Origin of the sequence: Sphingobium sp. EP60837 (assembly GCF_001658005.1) — a bacterium.
Taxonomy (GTDB): Bacteria; Pseudomonadota; Alphaproteobacteria; order Sphingomonadales; family Sphingomonadaceae; genus Sphingobium; species Sphingobium tyrosinilyticum.
The window spans coordinates 283,950-309,593 of the sequence record NZ_CP015987.1 but is presented as its reverse complement, the minus strand read 5'-3'; the positions used below and the strand labels follow the sequence as shown (position 1 = coordinate 309,593).

The following is a 25,644-nucleotide window of genomic DNA, read 5'->3' as shown; positions in this document are numbered from 1 at the left end:
GCGTTTTCGGCGGCAATATCCTTCCTTTTCTTCCAATATCTAATGGTTCTCGCACGAAAAGATAAGGAGAGGATGACATGGGGGCTGAATTCTTAGCGTGTCGACGGCATGCAGGCCGATTGTTATTTACGGGTGTTGCTGCGGGTGCGCTGATCGCGCCTGACGTCGCACTGGCGCAGACTGCGATCGATGAGATTGTCGTCACGGCCACGCGGCGTGAGGAGCGTGCGCAGGACGTTCCAATTGCCATAACCGCGGTTTCAGGTGAAGGGCTGCGGGAGCGTGGCGTCACGAGCCTTCAGGACATGCAGGCATCGGTTCCGTCGTTGGTAATCGCCCCCAATGGTCAGGCATCACGCGATGTCATGTCGCCTTCCATTCGCGGCCAGTCGGCATCGTTTCAGGGATCGCCCGCAGTCGTCGTCTACATGAACGAAGTGCCGCTGCCGTCCGGCTACACGCTCTCGAACCAGGGTGGCCCGGGTAACTTCGTCGACCTTCAGAGCGTGCAGGTCCTGTCGGGTGCACAGGGCACCTTGTTCGGCCGCAATACAACGGGTGGTGCGATCCTGCTCACTCCGGCGAAACCGACAGGTCAGCTTGAAGGCTATATCGGAGGCGGCGTTGGTAACTATAACATGACTGAGCTGGAAGCCATGCTCAACGTTCCAGTTACGGACAAGGTGAGCATCCGCCTGGTCGGCGCAACGCGCGATCGTGACGGTTTTACCTATGACGTCAATTGGCGTAAGGATCGCGACGACACGCACTGGCGCATGGCTCGCTTCGGAATGATGTTGAACCCGACCGAAAATCTCCAGAACTATACGATGGCTTATTACGGCTATTCTCGAACAAATGGCTCGGGCTCGATCGCGAAGGGGTTTAACACGGGATATTTTCAGGCGCTCGACAGTTTTGTGCCGTCTTTTGATTTCTGTCGTTCCGCTGGGAACTGCAATTATTACACCGACCTGGTAGCGCAAGCCAACGCTCTTGGTCCCCGCAAGACTGCTCATGGAGTGGATGATTTCGCCAAAACCGTGACTTGGGGGATCACAAACACCACTGACTTCGACGCGACTGACAATATAAAAATTCGCAACATCATCAGCTATGCTCTCTTTAAATCCTATTATTCGAACGATCAGGACGGCACGATTGCTCCGATCTACAACACTGGTACCACGATCGAGAGTCGCCGGTCGCCGCGTGATTACTACAAGCTGTTCACGGAAGAACTGCAGTTGCAGGGCAATGCGCTGGACAACAGGCTCACCTACACCGTGGGCGGATTCTACTTCAAACAGTCTCCTGCAGGTCTGATGGAGTCCTTCTCCATCAACGTTTGCAGTAGAAAGACTGAAGTCGGCTGTGCGCTGGGCACCAGCCAGGTCGGGGTAACCAATGAATCGAAGGCGCTCTACGCGCAAGCGAGCCTCGATCTCGGAGCGTTGGTGCCCGGGCTAGATCGTGTTCGACTGACTGGAGGGTATCGCTATACCTGGGATCATGTAGAGGGCTTTACGGCGTCGTGGTCGGCGATCCCGATCGGCGGGGGCGCCGTCATTAACCTGTGCTCCTGGAAGTCGCAGTTTACTGCGACTCCGCTGACTGATTGCCGGTTTACCGGCAATCTCAAAAGCTCGGCGCCGAACTGGACAGTGGGTATCGATTATCGGCCGAATGACGACCTGATGCTGTATGCTAAGGTGACAAAGGGCTACAAGGCAGGCGGCTTCAACGCCTATGCAGTGTTTCCGAACACCCGGACTTTCGGGCCGGAATACCTCACCGACTATGAAGCGGGCTTCAAGTCGGACTTCGAGGTCGGCGGTATGGCGACCCGCCTCAACGTCAATGGCTTCTATTTGGACTATTCGAACATCCAGCGCGCCGCAGGTGACCGCAACAGCGCCACCGGCGGCAACGGCGCGATCACGCTCAGCACTGCTTCGGCCGTGATCAAGGGTGTGGAAGTAGAGGCGATGATCCGGCCGAGTCGCGAAATCGAGCTGGGCTTGAACTACAGCCACACCTCTTCCCACTACAAGTCGTTCAAGTTCGACTCAAACTCGGGCGTCTGGGACTGCACGGCTCAGTCGATCACTTCGCCTAAGGTTTTTGCCGGGGCAGACATGACCTGCCGCCCGTTGCAATATCTGTCGCCCAACATTCTGTCCGTCTACGGTCGCTTCACCATTCCGACCGCAGAGAAGTTCGGCAACCTTAGCCTGTTCGTTAGCTACAACTGGACGGATGCGCAGGAGACCGCGCCGTTCTCGACAGAGAAATTCCCGGACGGCACCACCAACGAGCCGGGTGTGCGTCTGCCGGCATTCGGCTTGCTCAACGCCACGCTGGACTGGAAGAATGCTCTTGCCAGCGGACTGGACCTGTCACTATTTGCCACCAACCTGACCAACAAGCTCTACGCCATCACCAATACCGGCACTTACCAGACGATCGGTGGCTGGACACAGATGTATGGCGAACCGCGAATGTTCGGCCTGCGCGCGCGTTACAAGTTTGGTGGTTCGGATTAATCATGTGATGACCGGCTCGTAACGGTTTGGGGTCTTTGCCGGAGTAAAAGGAAGGCTCTGCCGTTCACAGGCGGTGGAGCCTTCCTTGCCATTGGCCCTCGCCAAGCGCCTCCGCAGCGGCCTGCGCATCTTCCGCGCCATCAACTGGTCCGGCATACTCGTCGTAAAATGTTGGATCCTCATCCACATGGCCCGATGTCTGGTCGTAAACTGGAGGGATACGGCCCGACGCCGACCAGACCGAACCCCAACGTGAATGATTGTGGATCACAACGCGCAGATTGTGACGACGATGGTGCACGGCCATATGGAGCCCGACGGCCGGCGTGACACTTCAGGCGCCTTCGACGATGCGCCCGTCGCCGTCCACGCGGATAATATCGGATGCGGTCAATTCATCCAGGCAAGTTACCAAGGATTGACGAGAAAGGTGCCATCCGGTTCGGCCAGGGTGATATGCCCGGCAATATGATCGTCATAGTCTTCGCGATGGAGCGCTCGGCACAGCAGCGCAAGTTCCGCGCCGTCAAATCCGGGATCAACGTGTCGCGACCCGGCATCGGAGCCAGTTCTGCGAGTGTAGGGATCCGTCGCCTCGACATTTCCATTTCGGTCTCTCATAAATCTTTAGCACCATTGGGCCGACGCCTCTGCCGTGTCGGCCAGTTCGACGCACTTGATACCCAGCGCATCACGCGCGGCTTCAGGTGTCAGCCCAAGCACATCTTCATAGCGCATCATGTAGATCGGCGCCGATGCCCGGCCCACCCTTGAACCACGCTCGACGGCATTTTGGGTGGTCAGCCAGGTCTGCGGATAATGCAGCACAGCGCGCGTGATTATACGCGTCGATCCAAGGATAGAGAAAACCGAGAGTTCCCCGGCAAGCTGAGGGCTCATATGCATGAACAGATTGGTGAGCCGCATATAATAAGGAACCAGTTCGCCGATGAAATCAAATCCCCCTCCGCCAAGAATATGTTCCAGGTCGTGCGTCTGTCCGGCACGAAGCTGGAAATATTCATAGTCGTTACGCGGCGTAAAGGGCGGGACGATATCGACCTGAAGATCATTGTTGGTCAGTTGCGCATAAAAGATGCCACCCACTGTTTCCGGTCCATAATGCTTCAGGTCATCGAGCTGGAAGGTTGAAACAAAAGCTTCCTTGAACCAGGCGTCGAGGGAGGCGTTCTTCTCTCGTTCGGCTGCGAAAAGTGAGTTGATATGATCGATGTCTTGCACCTCGCGGAGAATCTGGACGAGCTGGATAGAGTCCGATGGTGTCGGAATATCGGGGCCGTTGCGGCGCAACAGATGCGTGGCCACCCAATCGCGCACGCGCGCATCATTCAGATAGCGGGAGGAACTGACCAGGACGCTACTGTCGGTTGTAACCTTCTCGATCCCCTTCATCAGATAGGAATAATCCGCCATTTCAATTTCCTTTGCCTGAGGGGGGAGTGCCGCCGAGTTCCACCGCCAGCGCGGCCGGCACCGGAATCGGGAAGCGCAGCAGCATTTGCGCCATGCCTTTGGCTGCGGGATCGAGCCGCGTGCTGGCGTTGATCCCGCCAACAAGCGCGTCGTGGATCACGAAATTGAGGGCGTGGAAGCCAGGCGCCGCATAACGATCGACGCGCGGGGCTTCATCTCCGGGTCCGAAGTGGCGGTACCATTCGCTTACCGTATCCGGGCTGAGCGCGGTGTCGAGATAGGGAAGATATTTGGGATGGCGGGCGATGACCGCGACGTTGAACAACTGGCCTTTGTCGCCGCTGCGCGCCCAGGCCAGCTGCACCAGATCAACGGGAACATCGCCGGGGTCGGCGGGGGCGGGCAATGACGCTCTGCTGGCCGGCGCGCGCGCACCGGAAGGAACTCCGGGCGGTACTGGCACTTCCTCGGTGGCGCCATCGAAGGTTACCCGCGCTGTCACCGTTCGCTTGTCCAGGAGGAATAGAAATATACCCGTCATCGGCAAGACGTTCGTGGCAAGATTGATCGAGGTGCCTACCGACATACCCGAAATACCGGCCCATTGTTCACGTGCGAAAATCTGGGCGCCTTGAGCGTCGGGATGATCGGCCACAAGTTTGCAGATCAGCTCTCGCGTCTCGACCTGCTGGCGGTGCGCGCCGAAGCTGGCTTCGCCGCCGATCATCACCATGTCCGTCAGAGAGAAGTCTGGCATATTGCGCGACCGCAGCAGTGCGCGCGCTCTGGCGAACAACGCCTCACCCTGCCGCTTCGCCTTTTCGACGGCGTCCTCGCCAATGATCGGCTGATAGGCGATGCAGCGCCACCCCCCGTCGAAGGTGACGCAGACCTTATAACTGTCGGTCGGCGGTCGCCCTCGCGCCCCGGTTACGCGCACCCGATCCTTGCCGATCTGTTCCAGTTTGACATTGCTGAAGTCGCAGCGCACGTCGGCCACGATATAGTCAGCCGGGTCGCTGACCTCGTAAAGCAACTGCTCGGCAACCGTGCCGATTGACACTAGCCCGCCCGTGCCTTCAGGCTTGGTGATCACCACGCTGCCATCCGCCTGGCACTCGCCGATAGGGAAGCCGATATTCGCCCAGTCGGGCACATCGCGCCAGTCGGTGAAGGTCCCTCCCGTGATCTGTGCGCCGCATTCTAGCAGGTGACCGGCGAGCGTGCCCGCCGCCAGGAGGTCGAAATCGCTCGGTCTCCAGCCAAATTCATGTATCAAAGGTCCGAGCACTACCGCACTATCGACCACGCGGCCGGTCACGACGATGTCCGCCCCCTTCGCAAGCGCCGCGGCGATCGGGAAAGCGCCTAGATAAGCGTTGGCGCTGATGACGTTCTCGGGGAACGGGGCTCCGGTGAACATGTCACGGTGGCCGGCTGCCCGCAGTTCCTCGATGCACGGACGCAGATCATCGCCATCGACATAAGCCACCGTCAGCGACAGATCCGCTTCGCCGATCATCCGTTCGAGCGCTGCGGCGAGCCCTGCGGGATTGACCCCGCCGGCATTGGCAACGACCTTCAGCCCTTGGGCGGCAATCTCGTGGAGATAAGGGCCGACATGAACCGTCAGGAAATCGGTACCATAGCCCGCTTGGGGGTCAGCAGCCTGCATTCTGCCGAAAATACCCATCGACCCTTCAGCGAGGTAGTCGAAGATCAGATAGTCGAGTCGTCCGCCGGCCAGCAATTGCGGTACCGAGAGCGCGGTGTCGGAGAAGGATGCCGTCGCTCCACCGATGCGTACAACTCTATTTGCGCCAGCAACCGCCATTTCTCATCCGCTCCTTCGTTTATAGGAGCATTGTTAACGGTTTCTCTGGCAGCAAACTGTCACCCAAGTTACTATGCTGCGATGAAAAATGAAAAGCGAAATTCGGCGCTTCTTGTGTTGCGCAAGGCGGAGTGGCTGAAGGACTATCCGGCAGAACTAGCCGAGAGCCTCGTTTCAGAAGGCGCACTCGTGCGGCTCAACGTCGGAGAATGGGCTCAGGCCGAAGGCGATGATCGAAGCGGTCTGTTCGTGGTGGTCGAGGGCGTGCTTTATTCCTATTGCGCGTCGCGAGGTGACCGGGAAGTGATGATCGGTCTTGCTGAGGCAGGATCAGTGCTCGGCCATGCCACACGGTTTAGTGGCGGACCACGACTTGTTACAGCCGTCTGCGTGGAACCATGCGTCTTGTTAGAGATATCGGAAGTCGCGCTGGATCGGGTGGCAGAACGCCGGCCCGAAATCTGGCGAGCCATCGCCGGTTTTGCTTACGAGAATATGCGCAGCGCCGTTCGTATGGCTGCTGAAGTGATTTCGCTCCGCCCGCGCGAGCGCATCGCCGCTCGCCTGCTGGCCGCCGGCGAGGGCCATCGCAAAGCTATGGAGGAGCTAATGCCGACCATCCGGCTCAGCCAGGAATTGCTGGGTGAAATGACCGGCCTCACCCGCAAGACTGTGAATGTCCATTTGTCCGCGTTCGAGCGAGAGGGGCTGATCAAAGTCGGCTATGGCCGGATCAAGCTATGCGATCTTGCGCGCCTACGGACCGTCGCTAACGGCTAGGTTTCGCGCGCAACTGTGTTGATGCCGATCCTTCTCGTTCGCTCCAGATGGCATTTTGCGGCAGGCTGGGCCGATGGAACGGCATTTTAGATGAGCCGGGCGCATCAAAATGCGATGCAGCGACGCTGTAGACTGTTCCGTCACTGTGGGGCTATCCCCTGCTGGAGCGTTCGTGGCAAGAAGCCTGCTGGACACGCGTTGCACCCATTTCCTCACCCGAAGAGCCGCTCGTCCCACCAGACTGGCTCGGGCAAGTCATGCGTGATGCCCGCCGCATCGGGGTGATGCGGGTTGATTAAAATGTTGCGCTCGGCCCGAGCGGCAATAGATGGAACGAGCAGGATCGCACTGCGCCGATCCTGGAACCACGCCAGACCGAATGCCTTGCACAGGCTTTCATCCTTGCCGTCCCAGCCGGGGTGGGCGGCCGGCTGGAAAATCTCATAACGGATGCCGTTGGGAATGGTGATCCGGATATAATGCTGATTAGGGGGTAGCACGTTGTTGGCATGCACCAGCTTTTCCAGCATCGCAGTCGAATAATGTTCCGACGTGTAGATGATCGGGCAGGCGGGCCAGTTCCCGCGGCCCGGGTAGAGGCGCGCGCCTTCGCTATCGTAGATCGGGTGAACGCCGTTGGGATCCCCGATGCGATAAGCCGTCAAAACCCGATCCGTGATGCCACCCTTCATACCCCTCCGCCATAGGCTGCGCGGCCAAGGAGATTGATGACCAGGTCCGCGCCCGGACTGGTCGCCAGGGCCACGTCTAGCGGCGCTTTGCCGTCGAGCATGGCATGCGGCCTGTTCAGGAATTCACGTGCGCGCTCCGGCTCCTTGTAGATATCAAGGGCAAAGCTGAAAACCTTGGCCAAGCGGGCCAATCGGTCGCCTTCCTCGCTTGTCAGCCGCTTCGAGGAAGACTTGCGGCGACGTTCGAGCGTCGCCTTTGGGATTAGCCGAAATTTGAACCGCGCATCTCCCGGCGCCACGCTGTCAGCCAGATGATCCAGTGCAGTGACGGGAAGTCCCCTCTCGATGGAAGAGGGGAGGGCCAGACGCGACGCCGGCAGCCCGGCCTTAACGCCCAGCAAGGCTTCTACGGAATGGGATTGCGCGGCCATGTCTATTCCTGTCTCAAGTGAGGTGTATATATGCCTCATATGGGGCTTGCGCGAGCGGGGGAAGAAAGGATTGGCGCGCCGAGGTTTTTGCAAACCGAGGGCCGATGCCGCGTGATGGCGGCTATCTTCGAGCGCCTTCCCGGCAAACGGCGGGTCCGCTTTCCACGCAAGTAGGACGTCCGGGCGCTCCATGAGCGGCGCTTGACTCCCGCGGTTACGCCTCTCACCTTTCGGGCATGTGCAACCGAGCTCAACGCGGCGACATTCAGAAGGAGCTGACCCTGTTTGGCGCCAAGAAAGGCGCGCGTTTCAATGAGGGGCCGCTTCAGATCCACCCTGCGCAGCCGGGAACCGTTATTCGCCTGCAGGATGGCGAGCGCGTGCTCGAGCAGATGACATGAGGCTTTCCCCTCGCGCAGAAGAGCAAGAAGTTGATGATCGACACATGCGCGCAGGAACGAGAGATGCAGCTGTTCTTGGAGTGGACAGTCATTCGAAACTGCGTCGCCATGATCCCGAAAGGCAACGGCAGAACGGCAGCCCACTAGCAGCCCGCCTTCCGCTCCGGATTAACCCGATAGGACAAGCAGCGGACCTTTCCGTCGCGGCGCCCGTTACAAGTCCTCCACTCACAGGAGGATGCCATGAGCACCGATAGCACAATCAGCACCCTGAACGGCCTGATCAAGACGACCCTCGACAGCATGAAGGGTTTCAAGGATGCGGCCGAAGACGCTGAGAGCACCCAATTTTCAACGATGTTCGCCGACTTCGCGCGGGAACGAAGTGAGGTTGCGACGGCCCTGCAAGCGGAGGTTAGGCGCCTCGGCGGCAATCCGGAGGATGACAGCAGTTTTCTGGCTGCCGCTCACCGCAGCTTCATGGACCTGAAGGCGGCGTTCACAGGCAAGGATGACAAGGCGATCATCCAGGAAGTCGAACGCGGCGAGGATTACATCAAGGGTAAATTCCAGGCCGCTCTAAACGATGATGATCTTGATCCATCATCTCGCACGGTCGTCGAGCGCGCTTTTCAGTCAGTAGAGGCGGGTCACGATCGCGCCAGCGCACTGAAGCACAGCATGCCCTGAGCGCGCGAGGGTCGCTCGACTAAAGGGCGACCCTGCCGCGGGCGAATAGACAGACAGCGCCTTTACTGTTGTCACGCGTTCGCCCTACGAAGAACATCGTCAAGCACCGCCTGATGCAGCGGTTCATCAAAGCTACACCCCGCCTCAAATCCTGGTACCCAGGCGACTTTAGCCCAGCGTGCCCCAAGGCCCGGCAGCGTAAGTGAGATGTCGCTGCCAGAGGTAAACTTCATATGTGTTCGGATACGGAAACCCGTGAGTGAAAGATCGGACACAGTGGAGGAAGATGATGGCTCCATTCTGCGACGCAGCTTCACCTGCGCCGTGATCCCGTGTCGGACTGCCCGCCGTTCATCCTCTTCCATGTAACGCGCCCCTTTGTTTCTCACATATTTCCTAGGCACCGAGCTCACGCCACAACGCAGGACGCGCTCAAGGGTCATTCACCGGCAGCAGTTCATGCTCCTCCTCCGCGTGGTACAGCACATCTCCTAAGCGCCTCATGTCCACCTGCTCCCCATACAATGGGCCAGGTGTAGAAGTGCTCCGCTTCATCTTGAGGTACCGAAAAGACCGGCAGACGCTTGTTCAGATCCTCGCGGGTTTTCTCATCGATCATAGCAGCTCCAGAACAGTCGCATGGCGCAGCTTCTCTTCGCCGCGCAGGTGGCGCACCCGAGCGTGCATTACTGGCTCTAGCCAGCGTGCAGCTTTCCGCTTTCCTGCCTCGACCGCTGGTGTTGAGCGCTGCAGCCGTTCGGCCGCGGCCCAGAAGCGATCGCGATCCTTTGCCGTAAGCGTGAGCATGGCGCTGCCAGCATATTCCAAGCCGTGCAGCGTCTCGCGCGCACAAAGGGCTGTCGTGGGACCCAACCCCTGCTCAGTTCCCACGATCACGAACTGCCCAACCGTAAACGCCTTGATCTCAGCCATGACGTCGAATAGCCGGCCCGATATCGGCTATCCGCTAATTTGGAGACGATCCCCTCGAGCCCGAGTTGCTCAGCTTTGTGGAAAAACTCGGCTCCGTGCCCCACGATATGGTCGCTGAACTGGATCGGAAAGGCAGCGTCATGCTCACCGATCATATCGCGCAGCCGCGCGCGTCTATCGGTCAGCGGCTCCCGACGGATGTCTTGGCTCTCCAACATCATCAGGTCGAAAGCATAGAAGACGAGGCGTTCGGGATGTGACGTGATGGTCCGGCGAACGGCATGGAAGTCGGACAAGCCTGCTTCGCCCTGGACGATCACCTCGCCATCGAGCAGCGCCGGGCTCCCGCGCAGGCTCTGCGCCGCTTCTAGGATCAAGCGGTACTTGTCGCTCCAGTCGTGGCCGTTGCGGGTGTAAGCCCGGCCGTTATTGCCATCGAGCAACAACTCAGTCCGGTAGCCATCATATTTGATCTCGTGGAGCCACTGATCCCCCTCCGGCGCGTCGTGAACAAGCGTCGGCTGCATAGTCGGGACAAAGCCCAGATGGGGAACCATCGTCTGCAGCATAAGTCCGCGACTCCTGCCGTTCGAGTCGGGTTCCTGAACGCTGGTAGATTTACTGAGGAAACTTGCGGTGCCTCAGCGGGGGGGGGGGGGGGCGAGGCACCGCAAGCACGGCACCAAAGGCCCCTCTCCATGAGGAGACGGGGCGAGTTTGGGTCGCAATGCAGGTGAAACCTGCAAGGGAATAAACATCTCGCCGAGCGAATGTTGCGGCATAATCCCATTGCGCAGCCCTGGGCGAATAGGGGTTATAGGCCAAGTCGGATGTGAGAAGTCCCAGAGTTGCGGTGGGTGAAGGCCCCAACATTACAATCGGTTAATGAAACTGTTTGCTGATCGAGCCGTTGCTTTGCGCATATGAGAAATTTCGAGGTGAACCTATGCGGACGGCAGCATTCAATGAAGAAGGGACCCGATTCCGGTTAGCCTACATCCCGCTCTACAGAGATGAAGAAATAAATCATTGCTCGGGATGTGGAAGGGATAATTGGATCATCGGCCGCATGACTGCAGAATGTGGTTTCTGCGGGACCGCCGCGCTCCTCGAGCGGTTCAACACTTGGAGCGCGGCGCCTCGCTTCGAATGCCGTGACTACCAGGCCAGTGAATTGCCGGAGCATCTCAGGCCTGTCGTTTGATGATCGGCCCGTCGGAAGGCAGCCGCGCTAGCATGGCCATCGTAGCACTTGGGCCAGGGCCTTTTCCGTCTGGCACCATCATTTCAGGAAAGGGAACGATAGCGAAAATCGCGGCCGCTACTTAGAAGGAGAAAACATAAATGGCAGACAATAAAAGCAAACGGGATGGCGCTGATCGAAGCCGGGTTGCCGGAGGTGAAGGCTACGAGGTAAGCTATTTCGCCCGTAAGCACGGCATCACGTCCGATCAGGCGCGTGATATCATCAGAAAGGTCGGTAATGACCGGGGAAAACTGAATGCAGCGGCAGAAAAGCTGAAGGGTAAATGACTGTGCATCCTTCGATCGATGCGCTCCTCTAAAAGGGCGTGCGGTAGCCCCTGCTATCCAGTTCGACGGCACCTGTGGCAAGCGCGGTCTCGACACAGGGCTAAATCTGACGGCTAGCAGGTGATGCACCTGATTGCCGAGCTGGGGTTGATGCCGGCGGGCTGAGTCGGAATTGAAGGGGACGGAAGTCGATATTGTGACGTGCTGCTGGTCGGGAAGAACGGCGAAGACGTAATTTCCTCGGCCGTGAACACGTTAACAAGCTGACCAGGCGTGATGACCGCAGAGCGTCCGGTGATGATGGCCGCGCCAAGAAGTGCGCCAGTGGTGTTTCCGCGGCCCTCCTGACGAACTGAACCCCGTAGCTTCCACTCCCGGCCACCAGACCTGACGGAATTGAAGCTAAGCTCGAACTTGGCTGACTTCCCCACAATTCCCTTGCCAGTACGCCAAGTGACAGTGGCCTTCACGGGTGACCCGCGCCTGATCATTACAGCACCATCCTCGATGACGTCGTTCACGACCATGAAGTTGCGCACCTCACCGACCTTCATATCTATTGAGGTGATTTCTTCTGTCGGCGTTACGACGACCAAAGTGTTGATGGGGATGACGACGGCTGAGGCGCCACTGACCTGCATGGGGGATAGCTGGGCAGCAAGCGGGAAGCTAAAGATGAAGAGCCCGACTGCTAATGTGTTTCGCAGAATGTGCATCTGAAAGATTCCCCTGCCGAAAATGACTCGTTTGCTATCACTGGCAAAGGTGACGGATGAATGTGGATGCGCGCAATATACCTCAAGTGATACTCCATGATGCAATTTTGGATTTTATGCTGTGGCTGACGCATCCCGACAGAAGCAGGATAACAATTGGGTGAGAAATAAACGATAGTACCGCCAGCGGAAGGACATCCATGCGGTACACGGTTTTATCATCAATAATCTTCAGCGGATTGACCGGCCTTGGAGCTGCTGAGGCCCATCCTGGCGGCTTGAACGCTGAAGGATGTCATAACAACCGGAAGACGGGCGAGTATCATTGTCACAGGGGAACAACGGCCTCATCTTCAACCAGACAACGCAGCTTCCTCACTGGGAGTGGGGGGGTGCTTTTCGGAATTGCGCTGCCGCACGTGCGGCCGGCGCCGCGCCAATCATGGCTGGGCAACCTGGTTACGGGGCTCACCTGGATCGGGATGGAGATGGAGTTGCTTGTGAACCGTACTGCGGGCGGTGAAAAATTTTGTCGCGTGACAGCGCGGTCCAATACGTCAATATCAATGGCATGGGGATGATTTCGACTTCCGCACGACCATGCGTAACCGGCCGGTACGGCGGTGGCGCAACAAGGTTGTGCAGTTTCGGCGTCTAACACGGCGGCACCAGCCGCAGTTTCGTAAGATCAGCTTGCTTCCGCTGGTCGTATGCGGCCTCATCATCGGCAGCGCCATCGGATGGGCAGCACTCCAGCATGGCGACAGGCTGCTAAGTTGGCCGGCAGCAGCTTGAGAAAACGACGATCAAGGCGTCGGTTGCGTTAGTCCAAGGGTAGTAGATGGCGATACTCTGCGCTGCGGCTCGACCCGCATCCGGCTATCATCGATCGACACGCCGAAGATGCCGGGTCATTGCCGACCCGGCCGCGAGTGCACACCCGGTGACCCTTATGCCAGCACAGGCAGTTTGCGGTCGCTTGTTAGCGGTCACGCAGTGGAATGTCGGCAGGTCGACACGGACCATTAGTCCGCACGGTTGCCCGATGTTCGGTGCAGGGCGAGGATTTGTCGTGCGCGCAGGTTGAGGTGGCTCTGCCGTGGAGCGGTATGGTCTCTTAGTTTGCTGAGATTAGCGCGCAACCGCGGGTTAATCTGACGGGCGCATCGGCTCTCCACGTGGCGGTGGCGCGCCCTCGGGCGTCCGGGACGCTGGATCGGGCGCCTCAATGCTCGAGTAAACGACAAAGCCGAGAATTGTGATCATACACAGAATTATAGCCACCAGCAGTAGCCAGAAGCTGGCACGCCGCCGAACGTCGTTCATGACGTGCAACTGTACGGATAACCCCGCTGAGGTGGTATGTGTTTCAGCTTTTGAAGCAGGTCATCAAATGCGCCGTCTGCCGTCACAGGAAACTGCCGCCTCAATGAACGACGCAGTACATCGATTACGCGATTGCTGAGCATGTCAGTGGTAGCCGGTCGACCAGTCATTTCCATTCTCCTCAACAGCGAACCGTCATCGTCGTCGGAAGTGCCCAGGATTCCACCTGCGACATAAGTTTTGCGACGAATGTCCTCATTGGGCCGTGCCACATCCTGTCAATTTAGTTCGCTTATGTGGAACGCCGTGGCCACCCCTTCCGTTTTCCACGCTCCACACTCATGCCAGGAGAATAGAATGACGAAGATCGCATCAGCCATTTTCGATAGCCATACCGAGGCCGAGCGCGCCGTCTCTGAACTGCGGTCAGCTGGCGTGAGTGACAGCGCGCTTTCTGTTATCGCTCAACATAACGGCGAAATTACCACACGCGGCGGCGACGGCGACGTCACGGACGATGACCACCGTAATTTGCTCCGCGGCATCTTAGGCGGTGGTGCATTAGGTGCCGGTCTAGGCGTTGCAGCTCTGGCGATCCCTGGAGTGGGACCCCTTGTAGCAGCTGGCGCCATCGCCGCATCCGCTGTCCCAGGAGCAATGGCGATCGGGGCTGCCGCAGGAGCCGCCGCGGGTACCCTAAATGAGACGCTTAAGCAGCACGGCGTCGATGATGAAGACGCGACCTACTACGATGAGCGCATCAAGAGCGGCAGTGTATTTGTCTCTGTCGATTCAGCAGGGTCATCAATTGCCTCAGACACTGCACGCGAGATCCTGTACCGCAACGGTGGCCATAGTTCGTCGAGCGGCAGGACCACGGGCCCAATCTGAGTATTTTCCGGGAACATCGGTTCTATCCAGCCGATCTTGTCGCGCCGGATATTTCTACCCGCCCCCAAGCACGCGTCCGGCACGACGAGGCCCGCTCCTGCTCAATGGGGCGGGCCTTTCGCTCAGGCTGCCTTATCGGGCGGGATCGGCTACACGGACAGATATTTGAGATAGCGAATAGAACATCAGGGACATAGTAGCCGACCGCCTCTTACGGACGCTGGCGAAGCGGCACAAAATCGGCCTGACCGAGGCCGTAAAGCTTGCCGTCCGCCATGAACTTGCGCGGGAGGACGAAGCGATCCCGCTGGACGTTCGTATCAAGGCGCTACGCACCGAGGTGCTTCGGCGGCCGTCGACTGGGCATGCCGCGGACAAGGCTCTTTGACGAAATGTCCGGGGACCTTTGATGTTTCTCGACGCTTCGGCCATCGTTGCAATGCTCACCGAAGAGGGATGGCGACAGGCTCGCGCGCAAGATCGCCGCGTCGTCGGCGCGATGCACGTCTGCGATCGCCATATTCCAGACCGTCGCGGCGGTCGCGCGCAAGAACAGCTACAGCGTCGATGAAGCAAGGGCGATTGTTGCCCGTTTCTTGTCGCTTGCGGAGGTGACGCTGGTTCCGGTCGACGAGCCGGTCGGCCAAGCCGCTCGCCTTGCGTTCGAACGCTACGGAAAAGGGCGGCATCCCGCTAGTCTCAATATGGGCGATTGATCGAAGCGGGACGTCTGCCCAATGGCGAACCCGATCTCTTCTTCCGGGGCTTCCTGGCGCGGGTTGTCCGAAGGACACCCGAGGTGCTGGTCAAAGTCACCGGACGCAATGAGGGCGCCGAGCATCTAGGTGCTCATCTCGCCTATATCGGGCGGCACGGCGAGGTTTCTGTCGAGACGCGGGATGAGGAGGGATCGCCGACAAGCTCGAACTTGAAGGTTCGATCCGGGCCGGGAAGATCCTCGCCCCCCGATCAAAGGCGATAGCGGAACGCAGCTTAGGATTGCCGCATTGCGCCGGCGGTCATCAGGCGGCATATGCCGCCAGCGATGGATGAGAATATGACCGCGATGATTCTGCGCGTTATCGAGCGCGCCCCGCAATGGCTGCGCCATGATCTAGAATCGAAAGATGACAGCGTGCGCCGGCGCGCTGAAGAGACCTTGGCAGCTATGATCGCTGACGCGCTTGATAACGGCTCTGCCGCAGAAGCTGACTGAAACGCATGTTTGCGCACGTACTAAGAGCATCGACATGAAAAACGGCCCGACTATCCGGGGACAGTCGGGCCAGTAGAAGTCTCTCAGCATTTAGCCGGAGCCTTCGGGTCGCGCGACTCCTATAGCGGAACTGAGCGGCGAGCCGAACAGGATTAACTATCGTTCAGGTTAAGTTTCTCGGAGCGTGAGGGGTAAAGGGCAGCGGTTGGTGCTGCGTTGAGGATCGCTATATCGATATGGGGCGCACGCTGCCGGCGCTGGACTGCGGTGCAATCCTGACCGGTTCGGGCCGTGGTGGAACCTGTTCGATGCCAAGGACATGTATATACGCCAGTGGCGCATATACACCTCAGGCAGGGCCAACTTGCAGACCGTCGTAGAACTGGCGAATTTCTGCGGCAGGCCAAAGCGATCATGTCTGATGAGGATCGCTCTGCGCTCGTGGATTATATCGCCGCCAACCCTGAGGCGGGTATCTCGTTGGACGGTGGCCTTCGCAAGGTGCGCATCGCTCGCGAGGGCGGCGGCAAAAGCGGCAGCTGGGTTTGAGTGAAGCGCTCGCGTTTGCGGAAGGTAAGGAAGCCGAAGCGCGCATCCATCAGCTGGAAGTGCCCGCCGTCGGTGTCGCGCGATCCGCGCCAGCACCGGCCTCTCACGAGGCGCGTTCGCGCGCAGCTTTGGCGTTGCCAAGGGCACGCTGCTCAACTGGGAGCATGGCCGCCGACGTCCCAGGGGCCCGGCACAGGTGCTACTCGCGATGATCGCCAAGAAGCCTTCGCTGGTGAGAGAGTAGCTGCGTTAGTCACCCGCGTTCCGGCGACAAAGACGACATCTACGGTCCGGACACCGATCCCCGAAATCTGCCCGACGTTGAGCTATTTCTGGAAATGAACCGACCGGCCAGCTTTGGAACTAAGCTGTCCATCAGGAACAGTCCGCCTTCCAGAATGTTTAGATCTCGTAACTGTGATTGGAGATGGGTGATGTTGTGGACACTGCTGCTCATTCTGCTCGTTCTTTGGGTGCTTGGTGCCTTCGTGGTGCCCGTTGGCGGCGGGTTGATCCATCTGCTCCTGGTTGTGGCGGCTATCGTGCTCATTTATCAATTGGTCGCGGGGCGTCGGGTCTAAAGACGATAGGGGCAAAGTCAGCCCGGAACGATAGCGACTGGCATTGGGACATGTACGAACATGACGTAATCGGGAGCACCGGCCGCGGGCCAGGGACACGAGATTACTGGAAGGTTGGTGCCCCCGATAAGATGAAGATCGGGCTCAGGATTTAGGACCGGGCCCAGCATCAGACGGAGGACAACCATGGATCAGTATATCTGACTGGACGTTTCTCTGAAAGACACTTCGATATCGCTTCGTCAGGATGGGAGGCGCGTTTGGCGCGGCAAGTGCGCGTCCGATCCCAAACTGCTTGCCGAAGCGATCCGCAAACGCGCGCCGAATGCAAAGCGTGGTACTTGAGACCGGACCGTTGTCGGTTTGGTTTTATCATGCGCTTACTGCAGAGGGCTTACCTGCCATCTGTATAGACGCGCGCCATGCAAAGGCCGCCCTCGATATGACCACCAACAAGACCGATGCAAATGACGCCGATGGCCTGGCGCATTTGGCTGAGGTGGGCTTTTATCGGGAGGTGCGCGTCAAAGGCTTCGACAGCTCGACCAGCGGGAGGCAGGGCTTGGCGGGCCGACATTGAACAGTGTCGTCTCGGCGCTGTGGTTCTACTACCCGCATTACGATCGATCGTCCGGACCTGACCCGCAAGCTCTTCCGGGTAAAGCATCCCCGGTCATTGGACGGCGAACTTTGCCGACCGGGCGCATGTTCGCCAACCTTTATCGTGATCTACTTGTCGTTCTGCTACGCTGGCGTCCAATGTCCGGGAAGGAACCGTTGCCTCAACACTTTGCTGCTTTGCCCTTGCACCAAGGAGTGGGGACGGTAGCCCAGCAAAGAACGCCGATTCAGGCACACCTCAATATCATCAGCTAGAGAAACCCCCATCGTTGCGCCGTCCGCGCAGCCGGGATCAAAATGTGGCGAATCAGCACCTCATATTTGCGGTTGAACGACACTGGCTCGGGCCGCTCGACCGGGAAGGGCAGGCTCGCTATGTCGTCGCGCGCCAGTCCGCTGGCAAGAATCTTGCCCATCAGGGGCGCCATGACATTGCCCCAGGCGTTGAAATACATCAGCCCGAAAATGCCTTTGCCAAGCTCAAACACGCCGGGGAACTGCGCCTTCCGCAAGGCAACCCGGCCCGTCCAATAATCCTCCATCTCGATCCTCATGCCGCGCGTTCCCGGCCAGATGCGATGCAGCCAGCGCAACTGTGACTGAAAATGCCATGACGCATCATGCGCGCCGCCGACCCGCGGGATCGATGAGAGGATGAGCCGGCCATGGCGATCACGAACCATCGGATTGAGATCGATCGGCGCCTGCGCGAAAGTGCCGCCGCCCGGGAGAATATGGTCAAGCGCCCCTGCCGGTAGCGGCCTGGTGGTGAGGGCATAGGCGGTCAGCGGATAAAAAGCTTTTCGGAACGTGGGTTCGACCCCTGTTGGATAGGCATTGGTGCAGAACACGATGCGCTCCGCCAGCACGCTGCCGGTCCGCGTGCGGATGCGCCAGCGCTCGCCGGCCCGCTCCAGCGCCAGCGCCTCGCTATCGCCATGAATACGCGCCCCGAGCCGCGCGGCTACTGCAACCATGCCATTGGTGAAGAGATAGGGATTGATACGGCCGCCATCTTCGAACAGCACGCCGTAAGGATAGGCGGCCGATCCGATACGGGCCTTCATGTCATTCCCTGACATGCGGACCAGCTTTTGCAGGCCATAGTCTTCCAGATAGGAAAATTCCCGCAGAAATCCTTTAAAGGTCCGCCGGGTCTTCATCCCGTTGATATATCCGGAGCGGACGGCATCGCAGTCGATCGCGTAGCGGGTAGCCAGATCGAAGGGGATGGTGTGATGTTCGCGGAATAGGTCCAGAAATCGCCGGCCCTCGTCCGAAAAACGACGGAACACGCGCATGTCGCGCAGGATCGGAAGGACGTGCCCTGCGTTGCGGCCCGATGCTCCCCAGCCGGGCTGGCGTGCCTCCAGCACGGTGACTGAAATACCCGCTTCCGCCAGATGCAGCGCGAGGGATGACCCTGCAAGGCCAGCGCCGATGACAGCGACATCGGTGGAAACCGTTTCCGTCAGCGCGGGCCAGTTGGGCGCGAGACCTTGCGGCTTGGTCCAGCCACTGGCGGATATCGGAATCTCGCCCCGTTCGAAGACGGCTCTGTTCTGCATCTACTCAATCTCCAGCGAAAATTCTGTCAGTTGGCGCGTGCTGCCTTGGCGCCACGAACAGGTCACTGCGGCAGAAAAGCGAGGCGAAGCCCGCGAGCAGGGTCAGCAAGCCAAAGCAGAAGACCGGTAAGGCATAGCTCCCGCTCGCCTCAAAGGCCCACCCGACCGCTACCGGCGCCAGTGCGCCGACAAAGCCGTTAATGGTGAAGATGATCCCCAACATCGCGGGATAGGCGCGCTGGCCGATCATTTCGGTCAGCAGCATGGATCCCGCCTGTGCCGGCAAACCGGCCACGCTACCCCAGAGCATGATGAAAAGCGCGATCGCAGTCCGGCCCTGCCACAGAGGATCGCCGCCGGCCCCCAGCAAGGCTAGCGTGCCTGCTGCCTGCAAGGCGAGGATGACGGGCAGGAGGATGCGGGCGCTGATCCGGTCGGAGGCCATCCCGCCGATCAGGAGTCCCGGCAGGCTCATGAAATTGGCGACGCTATAGACGGTGACCGCGTCCGCATGATCGAAGCCGCTGTGCCGAAGATAGGCGATCAGGTTGAAAAGAATGGCATTCAAGGACAATTGGCTGATCGTGAGAACGATGGCCAGCAACCAGTAGCCGGGCTTCCTCAGGGCCTGTTCTCTTGTCAGGCCGAGGTCCTCCGCACCGTCTCCATCGGAGGGGCCGCATCGGGTGCACGGAAGGACATACACTAGCCCTGTACATATCAAGCCCGCCGCCGCGCCGATGGTCCAGAATGTCTCGCGCCAGCCCAATGCCGCGATCAGCCGCCCGCTGATCATCGGCATGGTTGCACTGGCAAGCGCACAACCGCCTATGAAGAGCGCAATGGCCAGCCCCCTGTGCCGGTGGAAGCTCTGCGAGATGACCGCGATGCCGGGGACGATCGTGGCCATGCCGACGCCCAAGCCCGCCAGCGCCATCGCCGCCATGAAGGACGCCAAAGTCCAGGTGAAGCCTGCCGTGACCCAGCCGCAAACCGCCATGCCAACCCCAAAGGCGAACAGCCTCCTGACGCCGACTGCCCGCATCGTCCGGCCAGCGCAAAGATTGCCCGCGCTCATGCCGAGCAGCAGCGCCACCGGCCCGGCGCCCATTTCAGCTTCGCCCCAGAGGAAAAGGGGCTGCATGACGGACATATAGACGGTGAGCGACGTCAGCATGCCACCAATCAGGAGGAAGGCGATGACGGACAGAACCACCATCACCCCCCACGGATCGGAGCCAAGGGAGGCATTGCCTTTGCCGTACTTCACCATGTATTTCCTTCATTCCGATTGCTTGTGGCATCGGGCGATTTGCTCTTGAATCTGCTGGCCGCGGCTCGATATGAGGGCGCATGACGCGCGGCAGCATTCGCCCTGGTGGGCGCACGGAAAGGGTCAGGCAGACGGTTGCCGCCACCGTCTTGCAGTTCATCAAGAACGGCGAGACCGAGTTCACGATGCAGGACGTCGCGGAGCAGGCGGGCATTGCGCGCTCGACCCTTTACGCCCGCTGGCCGACGCGCGAAGCGTTGATCGTCGAAGCGCTGACGGCGCATAATGCGACCTTCCGGGTGAAGCCGCGTGCCGACTGGCGCGAGCATCTGCATGTCATTGCCATCGCCTTTCGCGACTTTTCGGTGCGCCCTGACGAAATCGCCATCAATGGCTTGATCGCCCATCTCGGCTCCGGCTTCGTGAATGAGGAAACGCTGCGCCAGTGGCGCGCGATCTCCGAAGAGATGGTCGGCCCGCTCGATGTCGCCCAACAAGAGGGAAAGATCCGTGCGGAAGTGAACACGCTGATGGTTATCACGACCCTGTTCACTTCGATCGCGGGCCTGATCGTGATCGCCAAGGACCAGCCGTCCGATGCCTATGTGCGTCAACTTGTCGACCTGCTGATTGCCGGTTGCGAAGCACGAGGGGACCGCGATGAGCGCGGCCCCATCCCGGTTAGCGTCAATAGCTGAGCTTTGCGTCTACGCCGAAAGTGCGCTTCTTCTTAAAGGAGGCGCTGCCATAGCCAAGACTGCCGAAGTCGATACCGAAATCGATATTGCGGTCGTTGGTCAGATTGTCGCCCCAGAAGCCCAGGTCCAGCTTGCCGCCGCCGACTGCGACATCGCTCAGCGAGATGCGGGCGCGCAGATTATGGTCCGGGCGTGAGCGGATATCGCGATTGAAGGGATTGATCCGGTCCAGCGTGAACCAATAGACGGTGCTGCGATAGGAATAGTCGGCGCGCAGCGACAAGGTACCGATGGCCAATTCATGTTCATATTGCGCGCCCGCATGCGTGTTCAATTTGGCGGTCTGCGACATGCGTGCTTCAGACGCGACATTGATCACCGCGTCCGAAACGGGATTACGGTAGAGATAGCTCTTATATTTGGGTGAGGTATAGCCAACCGAACCGTCGATCGTCAGGCCAGGGACAGGGATGGCGGTGAGTTCGGCTTCCACCCCGCGATAGGCGACTCGGCCTGCATTGGCGATAGTCGATGTCGCCCCGCCGGTGCCCGCCAGAAATTGCGGGATCTGCAGATTTTTATAATCCACATAGAAGGCCGAAAGATTGGTGCGCAGGCGGCGATCAAACCATTCGGCCTTCACGCCGGCTTCATAGGATATGGCCTTTTCCGGCGCGAAGATGTTGATCTCCGAGGCGGACGGATTGATGCCCCCAGCGCGGTAACCGCTCGACACGCGGGCATAGGTCATCAAGTCCTGACGCAGCTTGTAATTGGCGGAAATCAACCAAGAGAAGTTGTTATAGGATACCTGTCCGTCGAGGTTGGGTTGCACATCACCGGCAAGCATCAGCCATTTCCTGTCCTTTGTATAACGGGCGCCGCCGGTCAGTTCCAAATTGCTGCTTGGCGAATAGCTGAGCTGGCCGAAAACGGCATAGGAACGTGCCTTGCCATGAAAGGCCTGTAGTGGCGAAAGATTTACACCCGCATCGCCACCGGGAAGCACGAAGGTCAACTGTTGATAATTGGCTTCGGACGACTTTTCATGAAAATAAAAGGCGCCACCGACATATTTGAACGCCCCCGATTCACCCAGCAACTGCACTTCCTGAGAAAACTGACGCTGACGCTGCGTAGTGTAGCCGTCATAGGGCGTCACCGGCTGGACCCCGGTAGGCAGGATGGTGCCGTCGATGAACAGCAGCGGGCTTAAGGTGAAGCCCAGCAACTGCCCGGTGCCCGACAGGCCGTTGGCGCCATCCTGGCGATAGGCGCGATGGGCCGTGATCGATTTGATCGCGAGCGCGGGGATAAGCTGATAATTGAGCGTCAGGGCATGGCCGTAAACCCTCGCCTTGACGCTGAAGCTCGGGTTGCCGTTTAGGTCGATGGCCGGTTGTTGTTCACCCCGGCGCAGTCCTTTTCGACCGATCTGAAATGCTGAGCCGCCAAGAGCCTGCGAATTTCCATAATAGGTACGAAGATCATCCGTTGCGTTGATGACCTGGAAGAACGTCGGAGCACCTTCACGGACATTATAGTCGAAACCGTAGTTGACGGTTAGCTTGCCGAAATCACCCTGGACAGCAGCGGTGACGGCATCACTGTTGAGTGCGCCGGGATCTTTGCTTGAGGGAGCCAGACTATTGTCGAAATAGCCGTTTTTCTGCCGATGCATGTAGGAGACCGTAGCTTTGATCGGCATGTTGCCGATTAGGCCGGTATCGAACCGCGCGCGGGCGAACCAGTCGTCGAACGTGCCATAACTCGCTTTCCCCTCGAAGCCCGGATCGTCGGTGGGCTTGCGGCTGACGAGTTGGATCGCGCCGCCCACACTGTTGCGCCCGAACAGCGTGCCCTGGGGGCCGCGCAGCACTTCGATGCGCTCCAGATCGACCAGGTCAAAGATCGCCCCGGCCGATCGCGCAATATAGACGCCATCAAGATAGATGCCGACGCCCTGTTCCGACACTGCACTGGGCGATGCGTTGCCGATGCCGCGAATAAATATCGACGCGGCGGTAATCGACGCGGGCTGCGCACTGATGCCGAGATTCGGGGTGAATTGTGCCGTCGCCACCACATCGCGGATATTAAGCTTGTCTAGCATTTCGCCGGTCAGGGCGGTCACGGCCACCGGTGTTTCCTGAAGATTTTCGCGTGTCCGGCGGGCAGTCACGACAATGGTGCCGAGTTGAGCATCGGCCTGAACCACCGGCTTTTCCGCCTGCGCTTCCGCCGCCCGGGCCGCGCCGCAAATCGCGCTCAACGCCGCGCCAGAAAGCAACAGATTGCGTGATAAACGCCGTAACATCATGACATTCCCCTCTCTTTGCGTAGCCGATGCGGCTTATCACTCCTGATTCTTTGCATGCTGGCACAGAGCTCACGTGCAAACAAGACATTGTGTAGTGTTTGTATCCCGGCTATCATGATCGCTCTGCCACCGCTGATCGCGCCCGGCGCCCGTAAGTCATGGAAAAAAGGAGAGGGAAAACATGTCCGATACCGATGCCGCCGCCAGCTATGGTTATTGCGAGGCACGCATCGCTGACCGCATCTTATTTTGCTCAGGCCAGATCGGGATAGAGGCCGATGGCAGCGTCGCACCCGATCCATCCCGCCAGTATGAGCTGGCCTTCGCCGCGCTGGGGGAGGTTCTGCGCCGCCACGGATGCGGCGCTAGCGATATCGTGGATCTCACCTCTTTCCATGTCGGCTATCCTGCGCACATGGACGGTTTCATAGCCGCGAAGTCCGCGTTCATGCAGGGCGGGAGCACCTGCTGGACCGCGATCGGCGTTAGCGCGCTGGGCCATCCCCGCTCGATCGTCGAGATCAAGGCCGTCGCCCTGCTGCCCCATGCCGTATAGCGCCGACTTTCTCGGCATTTCCATTCCTCTCCTCTTGGAGCGACTGCATGAAATTAGGCACGGAATTCGACTATATCATCGTGGGCGCGGGCTCGGCGGGATGCGTTCTTGCGAACCGGCTTTCGGCGGACGCGGCCGTTCGGGTCCTTCTCCTCGAAGCGGGTGGGCGCGATCGCAACCCACTGATCCATATTCCCGCCGGTTTCTTCCCTATGTTGCAAGGTGGGATGGCAAGCTGGCACTATCAGACCACGCCGCAGCGGCATCTCGACAATCGCATCCTGGCTGATGCACGGGGCAAGGTGCTTGGCGGCAGCAGTTCCATCAACGGTATGTGCTACAGCCGTGGCAGTCCCGAGGTTTTTAACGGTTGGGCGAACCTCGGGAACAGCGGCTGGTCCTATGAAGAGGTGCTGCCCTATTTCAGGCGCGCCGAGTGCAGTGCCCATGGCGAAGACCATTTCCACGGCGGCAGCGGCCCGTTACCGGTGACGCGCGCAGAGATCCGCAACCCCGGCCAACATGCGTGGATCGAAGCCGCGCAGCAGGCTGGTTATCCCTATAGCGATGATCAGAATGGCGCGGCGCCAGAAGGTTTTGGGCCCTCTGAACATACCATCCGCAACGGCCGCCGGATGAGCACCGCCGTCGCGTATCTGCATCCGGTGCGAGGACGGCGCAACCTCATCGTCCGCACGAGGGCGCATGTGACCCGGCTGCTGCTGCACGGCCAGCGCGCTGTCGGCGTCGAATATCGGCAGGGCAGGGAGACCCGCCAGGTCCGCGCCGCGCGCGAGGTGATCGTGAGCGGGGGCACGTTCCAGTCGGCCCAGTTGTTGATGCTTTCCGGCATTGGTGATGGCGATCATCTGAATTCGCTCGGGATCAACACCGTCATCGACCTCAAAGGCGTCGGCCAGAATCTTCATGACCATATTGGAACGCAAGTTCAGATCGGCTGTCCAGAGCCCATCTCCGACTATAAATTAGCGGCCAGTCCTATCAGGATGGCCGCCGCCGCCTTGCGCTACATGATCACGCGCGGCGGCCCGCTCTCCGGCAGCGGCACCGATGCGGTCGCTTATCTGCGCTCGGGTGCGCCGGGGCATGACGAACTCGATCTGAAATATTATTACCTCCCGATGCTGCTTGGCGCGGGTGGCAGGCCGATGCGCGAACATGGCTTCACCAAGCTGGTGATCCTCACCCGGCCGGAGAGCCGGGGGGAATTGAAGCTGCGCTCTGCAGATCCCATGGACAAGCCGCTTATCAATGCTAATTATCTTGCAGAGGAACGGGATCGGGATGCGCTCCGCCGGGGCATCCGGATCGCGCGCGAGATTTTCGCGCAACCCGCCTATGCCCACTTGCGGGGGCAGGAATATGTGCCGGGCGCGTCCTGCACGAGCGACGCTGACCTGGACGCCTTTTTCCGCAGCACCTGCAACGTCAATTATGAAGCGGTCGGAACCTGCCGCATGGGACAGGACGCGCTTGCCGTCGTGGATGCGCGACTGCAAGTCCATGGAATCGAGGGGCTGCGGGTCGTCGACGGATCAATCATGCCACGTATCACCACCGGCGATCCCAACGCGACAATCATCATGATCGCGGAAAAGGCTGCAGATATGATATTCACCGGGCGTTGAGGAATGAAGGAAAGAACATATGCATAGGCGGTGCAGGTAGACCTCCGACATGGCGAATACCGGTTGCCGAATGCGTCCTTATGCGCACGAGGGGCGAATGGCGCCATTCGAATTCCGGTTGGCTTGCGTCCGGACAGGCCGCGTATCTCATATCGTCTGCTCTTAAAAAAACTTGCGTATCTTCTTGATCGCCCAATTTTTTTGGCGCGGAGCCGACGCGACATAGGTCCTGGCTCCTCGCGACGGTTGCGACTGTCCAATCCAGGGATAGACCGTTAGCGACGGTGGACTGGGCGCAGCTGCCCTCGAACAATCAGGCTAGCCTGTTGCGCGCCAGACCCTTGCACCGGATGATGAGGATGCTAGACGTGGGATCAGCCCGTCTGACGATTGCCTAGGCGTGATC

General features: G+C 59.4%; 27 protein-coding genes and 2 pseudogenes. 16 read left to right on the top strand and 13 right to left on the bottom strand.

The window, feature by feature from the left end; translation table 11 throughout:
* Positions 1–77 precede the first annotated feature (77 nt).
* Complete coding sequence (locus tag EP837_RS14495; protein ID WP_066530106.1) at positions 78–2,546, top strand: TonB-dependent receptor; 2,469 nt, start codon at positions 78–80, stop codon at positions 2,544–2,546.
* A gap of 64 nt (positions 2,547–2,610) precedes the next feature.
* On the opposite strand, the gene EP837_RS21390 is transcribed toward EP837_RS14495, so the two are convergent.
* The 4 genes from EP837_RS21390 to EP837_RS14475 all read right to left on the bottom strand — a co-directional run bounded on the left by EP837_RS21390 (position 2,611) and on the right by EP837_RS14475 (position 5,814).
* A complete protein-coding gene (locus EP837_RS21390; RefSeq protein ID WP_197486401.1) occupies positions 2,611–2,853 on the bottom strand; it encodes a class II aldolase/adducin family protein in 243 nt (80 codons plus the stop codon).
* A gap of 101 nt (positions 2,854–2,954) precedes the next feature.
* The gene (locus tag EP837_RS21385) at positions 2,955–3,167 is read right to left on the bottom strand and encodes a class II aldolase/adducin family protein (protein ID WP_066530100.1); all 213 of its coding nucleotides are present in this window, start codon (positions 3,165–3,167) and stop codon (positions 2,955–2,957) included.
* A 6-nt stretch (positions 3,168–3,173) separates the two neighbouring features.
* Positions 3,174–3,980 carry a Coq4 family protein gene (locus EP837_RS14480; protein ID WP_066530098.1) on the bottom strand — a complete coding sequence of 269 codons (807 nt, stop codon included), beginning with the start codon at positions 3,978–3,980 and terminating at the stop codon, positions 3,174–3,176.
* A 1-nt stretch (position 3,981) separates the two neighbouring features.
* Positions 3,982–5,814, bottom strand: a complete 1,833-nt coding sequence (locus EP837_RS14475; RefSeq protein WP_066530096.1) for an acyclic terpene utilization AtuA family protein — start codon at positions 5,812–5,814, stop codon at positions 3,982–3,984.
* Between the two features lie 81 nt (positions 5,815–5,895).
* On the opposite strand from EP837_RS14475, the gene EP837_RS14470 reads away from it, so the two are divergent.
* Positions 5,896–6,594, top strand: a complete 699-nt coding sequence (locus EP837_RS14470) for a Crp/Fnr family transcriptional regulator (RefSeq protein ID WP_066530094.1) — start codon at positions 5,896–5,898, stop codon at positions 6,592–6,594.
* Positions 6,595–6,806: 212 nt separating this feature from the next.
* Here EP837_RS14470 and EP837_RS14465 read toward each other — a convergent pair whose 3' ends face one another.
* Both EP837_RS14465 and EP837_RS14460 read right to left on the bottom strand, forming a co-directional pair.
* The gene (locus EP837_RS14465) at positions 6,807–7,286 is read right to left on the bottom strand and encodes an RES family NAD+ phosphorylase (RefSeq protein WP_066530091.1); all 480 of its coding nucleotides are present in this window, start codon (positions 7,284–7,286) and stop codon (positions 6,807–6,809) included.
* Positions 7,283–7,717, bottom strand: coding sequence for an antitoxin Xre/MbcA/ParS toxin-binding domain-containing protein (locus tag EP837_RS14460; protein ID WP_066530088.1), 435 nt, complete (start codon positions 7,715–7,717; stop codon positions 7,283–7,285). The genes EP837_RS14465 and EP837_RS14460 overlap by 4 nt, the downstream gene beginning before the upstream one ends.
* A 644-nt stretch (positions 7,718–8,361) precedes the next feature.
* On the opposite strand from EP837_RS14460, the gene EP837_RS14455 reads away from it, so the two are divergent.
* Positions 8,362–8,808: a ferritin-like domain-containing protein gene (locus tag EP837_RS14455; protein ID WP_066530084.1), complete on the top strand. Its 447-nt coding sequence runs from the start codon at positions 8,362–8,364 to the stop codon at positions 8,806–8,808.
* 71 nt (positions 8,809–8,879) lie between these two features.
* Here EP837_RS14455 and EP837_RS22065 read toward each other — a convergent pair whose 3' ends face one another.
* The 3 genes from EP837_RS22065 to EP837_RS14450 form a co-directional block, all read right to left on the bottom strand.
* Positions 8,880–9,107: a PilZ domain-containing protein gene (locus EP837_RS22065; RefSeq protein ID WP_443019156.1), complete on the bottom strand. Its 228-nt coding sequence runs from the start codon at positions 9,105–9,107 to the stop codon at positions 8,880–8,882.
* Positions 9,108–9,423: 316 nt separating this feature from the next.
* A complete protein-coding gene (locus tag EP837_RS20605) occupies positions 9,424–9,741 on the bottom strand; it encodes a hypothetical protein (RefSeq protein WP_156518606.1) in 318 nt (105 codons plus the stop codon).
* Entirely contained in the window at positions 9,702–10,310 is a 609-nt protein-coding gene (locus EP837_RS14450; RefSeq protein ID WP_082919714.1) for an ATP-dependent DNA ligase, read from the bottom strand. Before EP837_RS14450 ends, EP837_RS20605 begins: the two co-directional genes overlap by 40 nt.
* A gap of 775 nt (positions 10,311–11,085) precedes the next feature.
* Between EP837_RS14450 and EP837_RS14445 the strand changes: the two genes are divergently transcribed.
* Positions 11,086–11,274 carry a DUF3606 domain-containing protein gene (locus EP837_RS14445; RefSeq protein ID WP_066530081.1) on the top strand — a complete coding sequence of 63 codons (189 nt, stop codon included), beginning with the start codon at positions 11,086–11,088 and terminating at the stop codon, positions 11,272–11,274.
* A 113-nt stretch (positions 11,275–11,387) separates the two neighbouring features.
* On the opposite strand, the gene EP837_RS14440 is transcribed toward EP837_RS14445, so the two are convergent.
* Complete coding sequence (locus EP837_RS14440) at positions 11,388–11,990, bottom strand: hypothetical protein (protein ID WP_066530078.1); 603 nt, start codon at positions 11,988–11,990, stop codon at positions 11,388–11,390.
* A gap of 200 nt (positions 11,991–12,190) precedes the next feature.
* On the opposite strand from EP837_RS14440, the pseudogene EP837_RS22060 reads away from it, so the two are divergent.
* The 9 genes and pseudogenes from EP837_RS22060 to EP837_RS14410 all read left to right on the top strand — a co-directional run.
* Positions 12,191–12,289: pseudogene (locus EP837_RS22060) on the top strand (hypothetical protein); the annotation flags it as partial.
* Between the two features lie 143 nt (positions 12,290–12,432).
* Positions 12,433–12,513: an excalibur calcium-binding domain-containing protein gene (locus EP837_RS21775; protein ID WP_082919800.1), complete on the top strand. Its 81-nt coding sequence runs from the start codon at positions 12,433–12,435 to the stop codon at positions 12,511–12,513.
* 1,160 nt (positions 12,514–13,673) lie between these two features.
* Positions 13,674–14,207: a hypothetical protein gene (locus EP837_RS14435; protein WP_066530074.1), complete on the top strand. Its 534-nt coding sequence runs from the start codon at positions 13,674–13,676 to the stop codon at positions 14,205–14,207.
* 184 nt (positions 14,208–14,391) lie between these two features.
* Entirely contained in the window at positions 14,392–14,595 is a 204-nt protein-coding gene (locus tag EP837_RS22055) for a type II toxin-antitoxin system VapB family antitoxin (RefSeq protein WP_082919799.1), read from the top strand.
* 46 nt (positions 14,596–14,641) lie between these two features.
* Positions 14,642–14,923 (top strand): type II toxin-antitoxin system VapC family toxin, encoded by a 282-nt coding sequence (locus EP837_RS14430; RefSeq protein ID WP_066530072.1) that lies wholly within the window; start codon positions 14,642–14,644, stop codon positions 14,921–14,923.
* 329 nt (positions 14,924–15,252) lie between these two features.
* On the top strand, positions 15,253–15,423 hold the full coding sequence (locus EP837_RS21380; protein WP_335676244.1) for a DUF6771 family protein: 171 nt from the start codon (positions 15,253–15,255) through the stop codon (positions 15,421–15,423).
* 414 nt (positions 15,424–15,837) lie between these two features.
* Positions 15,838–15,972: a hypothetical protein gene (locus EP837_RS21880; protein WP_257784377.1), complete on the top strand. Its 135-nt coding sequence runs from the start codon at positions 15,838–15,840 to the stop codon at positions 15,970–15,972.
* Between the two features lie 434 nt (positions 15,973–16,406).
* Positions 16,407–16,553 carry a lmo0937 family membrane protein gene (locus EP837_RS21045; RefSeq protein ID WP_156518604.1) on the top strand — a complete coding sequence of 49 codons (147 nt, stop codon included), beginning with the start codon at positions 16,407–16,409 and terminating at the stop codon, positions 16,551–16,553.
* 204 nt (positions 16,554–16,757) lie between these two features.
* Positions 16,758–17,094: pseudogene (locus EP837_RS14410) on the top strand (IS110 family transposase); the annotation flags it as partial.
* A 331-nt stretch (positions 17,095–17,425) separates the two neighbouring features.
* Here the strand turns inward: EP837_RS14410 and EP837_RS14405 are convergent.
* Together EP837_RS14405 and EP837_RS14400 are read right to left on the bottom strand one after the other, a co-directional pair.
* Positions 17,426–18,742, bottom strand: a complete 1,317-nt coding sequence (locus EP837_RS14405) for an NAD(P)/FAD-dependent oxidoreductase (protein WP_066530066.1) — start codon at positions 18,740–18,742, stop codon at positions 17,426–17,428.
* A 4-nt stretch (positions 18,743–18,746) separates the two neighbouring features.
* Positions 18,747–20,012 (bottom strand): MFS transporter, encoded by a 1,266-nt coding sequence (locus EP837_RS14400; RefSeq protein ID WP_197486399.1) that lies wholly within the window; start codon positions 20,010–20,012, stop codon positions 18,747–18,749.
* 83 nt (positions 20,013–20,095) lie between these two features.
* On the opposite strand from EP837_RS14400, the gene EP837_RS14395 reads away from it, so the two are divergent.
* The gene (locus EP837_RS14395; protein ID WP_066530063.1) at positions 20,096–20,713 is read left to right on the top strand and encodes a TetR/AcrR family transcriptional regulator; all 618 of its coding nucleotides are present in this window, start codon (positions 20,096–20,098) and stop codon (positions 20,711–20,713) included.
* Here the strand turns inward: EP837_RS14395 and EP837_RS14390 are convergent.
* Positions 20,703–23,033 carry a TonB-dependent receptor gene (locus EP837_RS14390; RefSeq protein ID WP_066530058.1) on the bottom strand — a complete coding sequence of 777 codons (2,331 nt, stop codon included), beginning with the start codon at positions 23,031–23,033 and terminating at the stop codon, positions 20,703–20,705. The two genes, EP837_RS14395 and EP837_RS14390, sit on opposite strands and share 11 nt — an antisense overlap.
* Before the next feature lie 181 nt (positions 23,034–23,214).
* On the opposite strand from EP837_RS14390, the gene EP837_RS14385 reads away from it, so the two are divergent.
* Positions 23,215–23,589 (top strand): RidA family protein, encoded by a 375-nt coding sequence (locus EP837_RS14385; RefSeq protein ID WP_066530055.1) that lies wholly within the window; start codon positions 23,215–23,217, stop codon positions 23,587–23,589.
* Positions 23,590–23,636: 47 nt separating this feature from the next.
* Positions 23,637–25,238 (top strand): GMC family oxidoreductase, encoded by a 1,602-nt coding sequence (locus EP837_RS14380; RefSeq protein WP_066530053.1) that lies wholly within the window; start codon positions 23,637–23,639, stop codon positions 25,236–25,238.
* Positions 25,239–25,644: the final 406 nt, after the last annotated feature.

What these genes read in the sequence shown, in the direction of transcription:
- EP837_RS21380 (WP_335676244.1), top strand. Translation starts at nt 15,253, where the DNA reads ATGGATGAGAATATGACCGCGATGATTCTGCGCGTTATCGAGCGCGCC.
- EP837_RS14480 (WP_066530098.1), bottom strand. Translation starts at nt 3,980, where the DNA reads ATGGCGGATTATTCCTATCTGATGAAGGGGATCGAGAAGGTTACAACC.
- EP837_RS21385 (WP_066530100.1), bottom strand. Translation starts at nt 3,167, where the DNA reads ATGAGAGACCGAAATGGAAATGTCGAGGCGACGGATCCCTACACTCGC.
- EP837_RS14440 (WP_066530078.1), bottom strand. Translation starts at nt 11,990, where the DNA reads ATGCACATTCTGCGAAACACATTAGCAGTCGGGCTCTTCATCTTTAGC.
- EP837_RS14450 (WP_082919714.1), bottom strand. Translation starts at nt 10,310, where the DNA reads ATGCTGCAGACGATGGTTCCCCATCTGGGCTTTGTCCCGACTATGCAG.
- EP837_RS14385 (WP_066530055.1), top strand. Translation starts at nt 23,215, where the DNA reads ATGTCCGATACCGATGCCGCCGCCAGCTATGGTTATTGCGAGGCACGC.
- EP837_RS14470 (WP_066530094.1), top strand. Translation starts at nt 5,896, where the DNA reads ATGAAAAATGAAAAGCGAAATTCGGCGCTTCTTGTGTTGCGCAAGGCG.
- EP837_RS14405 (WP_066530066.1), bottom strand. Translation starts at nt 18,742, where the DNA reads ATGCAGAACAGAGCCGTCTTCGAACGGGGCGAGATTCCGATATCCGCC.
- EP837_RS14475 (WP_066530096.1), bottom strand. Translation starts at nt 5,814, where the DNA reads ATGGCGGTTGCTGGCGCAAATAGAGTTGTACGCATCGGTGGAGCGACG.
- EP837_RS14395 (WP_066530063.1), top strand. Translation starts at nt 20,096, where the DNA reads ATGACGCGCGGCAGCATTCGCCCTGGTGGGCGCACGGAAAGGGTCAGG.
- EP837_RS14390 (WP_066530058.1), bottom strand. Translation starts at nt 23,033, where the DNA reads ATGATGTTACGGCGTTTATCACGCAATCTGTTGCTTTCTGGCGCGGCG.
- EP837_RS21045 (WP_156518604.1), top strand. Translation starts at nt 16,407, where the DNA reads ATGTTGTGGACACTGCTGCTCATTCTGCTCGTTCTTTGGGTGCTTGGT.
- EP837_RS22065 (WP_443019156.1), bottom strand. Translation starts at nt 9,107, where the DNA reads ATGGAGCCATCATCTTCCTCCACTGTGTCCGATCTTTCACTCACGGGT.
- EP837_RS14380 (WP_066530053.1), top strand. Translation starts at nt 23,637, where the DNA reads ATGAAATTAGGCACGGAATTCGACTATATCATCGTGGGCGCGGGCTCG.
- EP837_RS14435 (WP_066530074.1), top strand. Translation starts at nt 13,674, where the DNA reads ATGACGAAGATCGCATCAGCCATTTTCGATAGCCATACCGAGGCCGAG.
- EP837_RS14445 (WP_066530081.1), top strand. Translation starts at nt 11,086, where the DNA reads ATGGCAGACAATAAAAGCAAACGGGATGGCGCTGATCGAAGCCGGGTT.
- EP837_RS21775 (WP_082919800.1), top strand. Translation starts at nt 12,433, where the DNA reads ATGGCTGGGCAACCTGGTTACGGGGCTCACCTGGATCGGGATGGAGAT.
- EP837_RS14460 (WP_066530088.1), bottom strand. Translation starts at nt 7,717, where the DNA reads ATGGCCGCGCAATCCCATTCCGTAGAAGCCTTGCTGGGCGTTAAGGCC.
- EP837_RS14465 (WP_066530091.1), bottom strand. Translation starts at nt 7,286, where the DNA reads ATGAAGGGTGGCATCACGGATCGGGTTTTGACGGCTTATCGCATCGGG.
- EP837_RS21390 (WP_197486401.1), bottom strand. Translation starts at nt 2,853, where the DNA reads ATGGCCGTGCACCATCGTCGTCACAATCTGCGCGTTGTGATCCACAAT.
- EP837_RS21880 (WP_257784377.1), top strand. Translation starts at nt 15,838, where the DNA reads ATGTCTGATGAGGATCGCTCTGCGCTCGTGGATTATATCGCCGCCAAC.
- EP837_RS14495 (WP_066530106.1), top strand. Translation starts at nt 78, where the DNA reads ATGGGGGCTGAATTCTTAGCGTGTCGACGGCATGCAGGCCGATTGTTA.
- EP837_RS20605 (WP_156518606.1), bottom strand. Translation starts at nt 9,741, where the DNA reads ATGGCTGAGATCAAGGCGTTTACGGTTGGGCAGTTCGTGATCGTGGGA.
- EP837_RS14455 (WP_066530084.1), top strand. Translation starts at nt 8,362, where the DNA reads ATGAGCACCGATAGCACAATCAGCACCCTGAACGGCCTGATCAAGACG.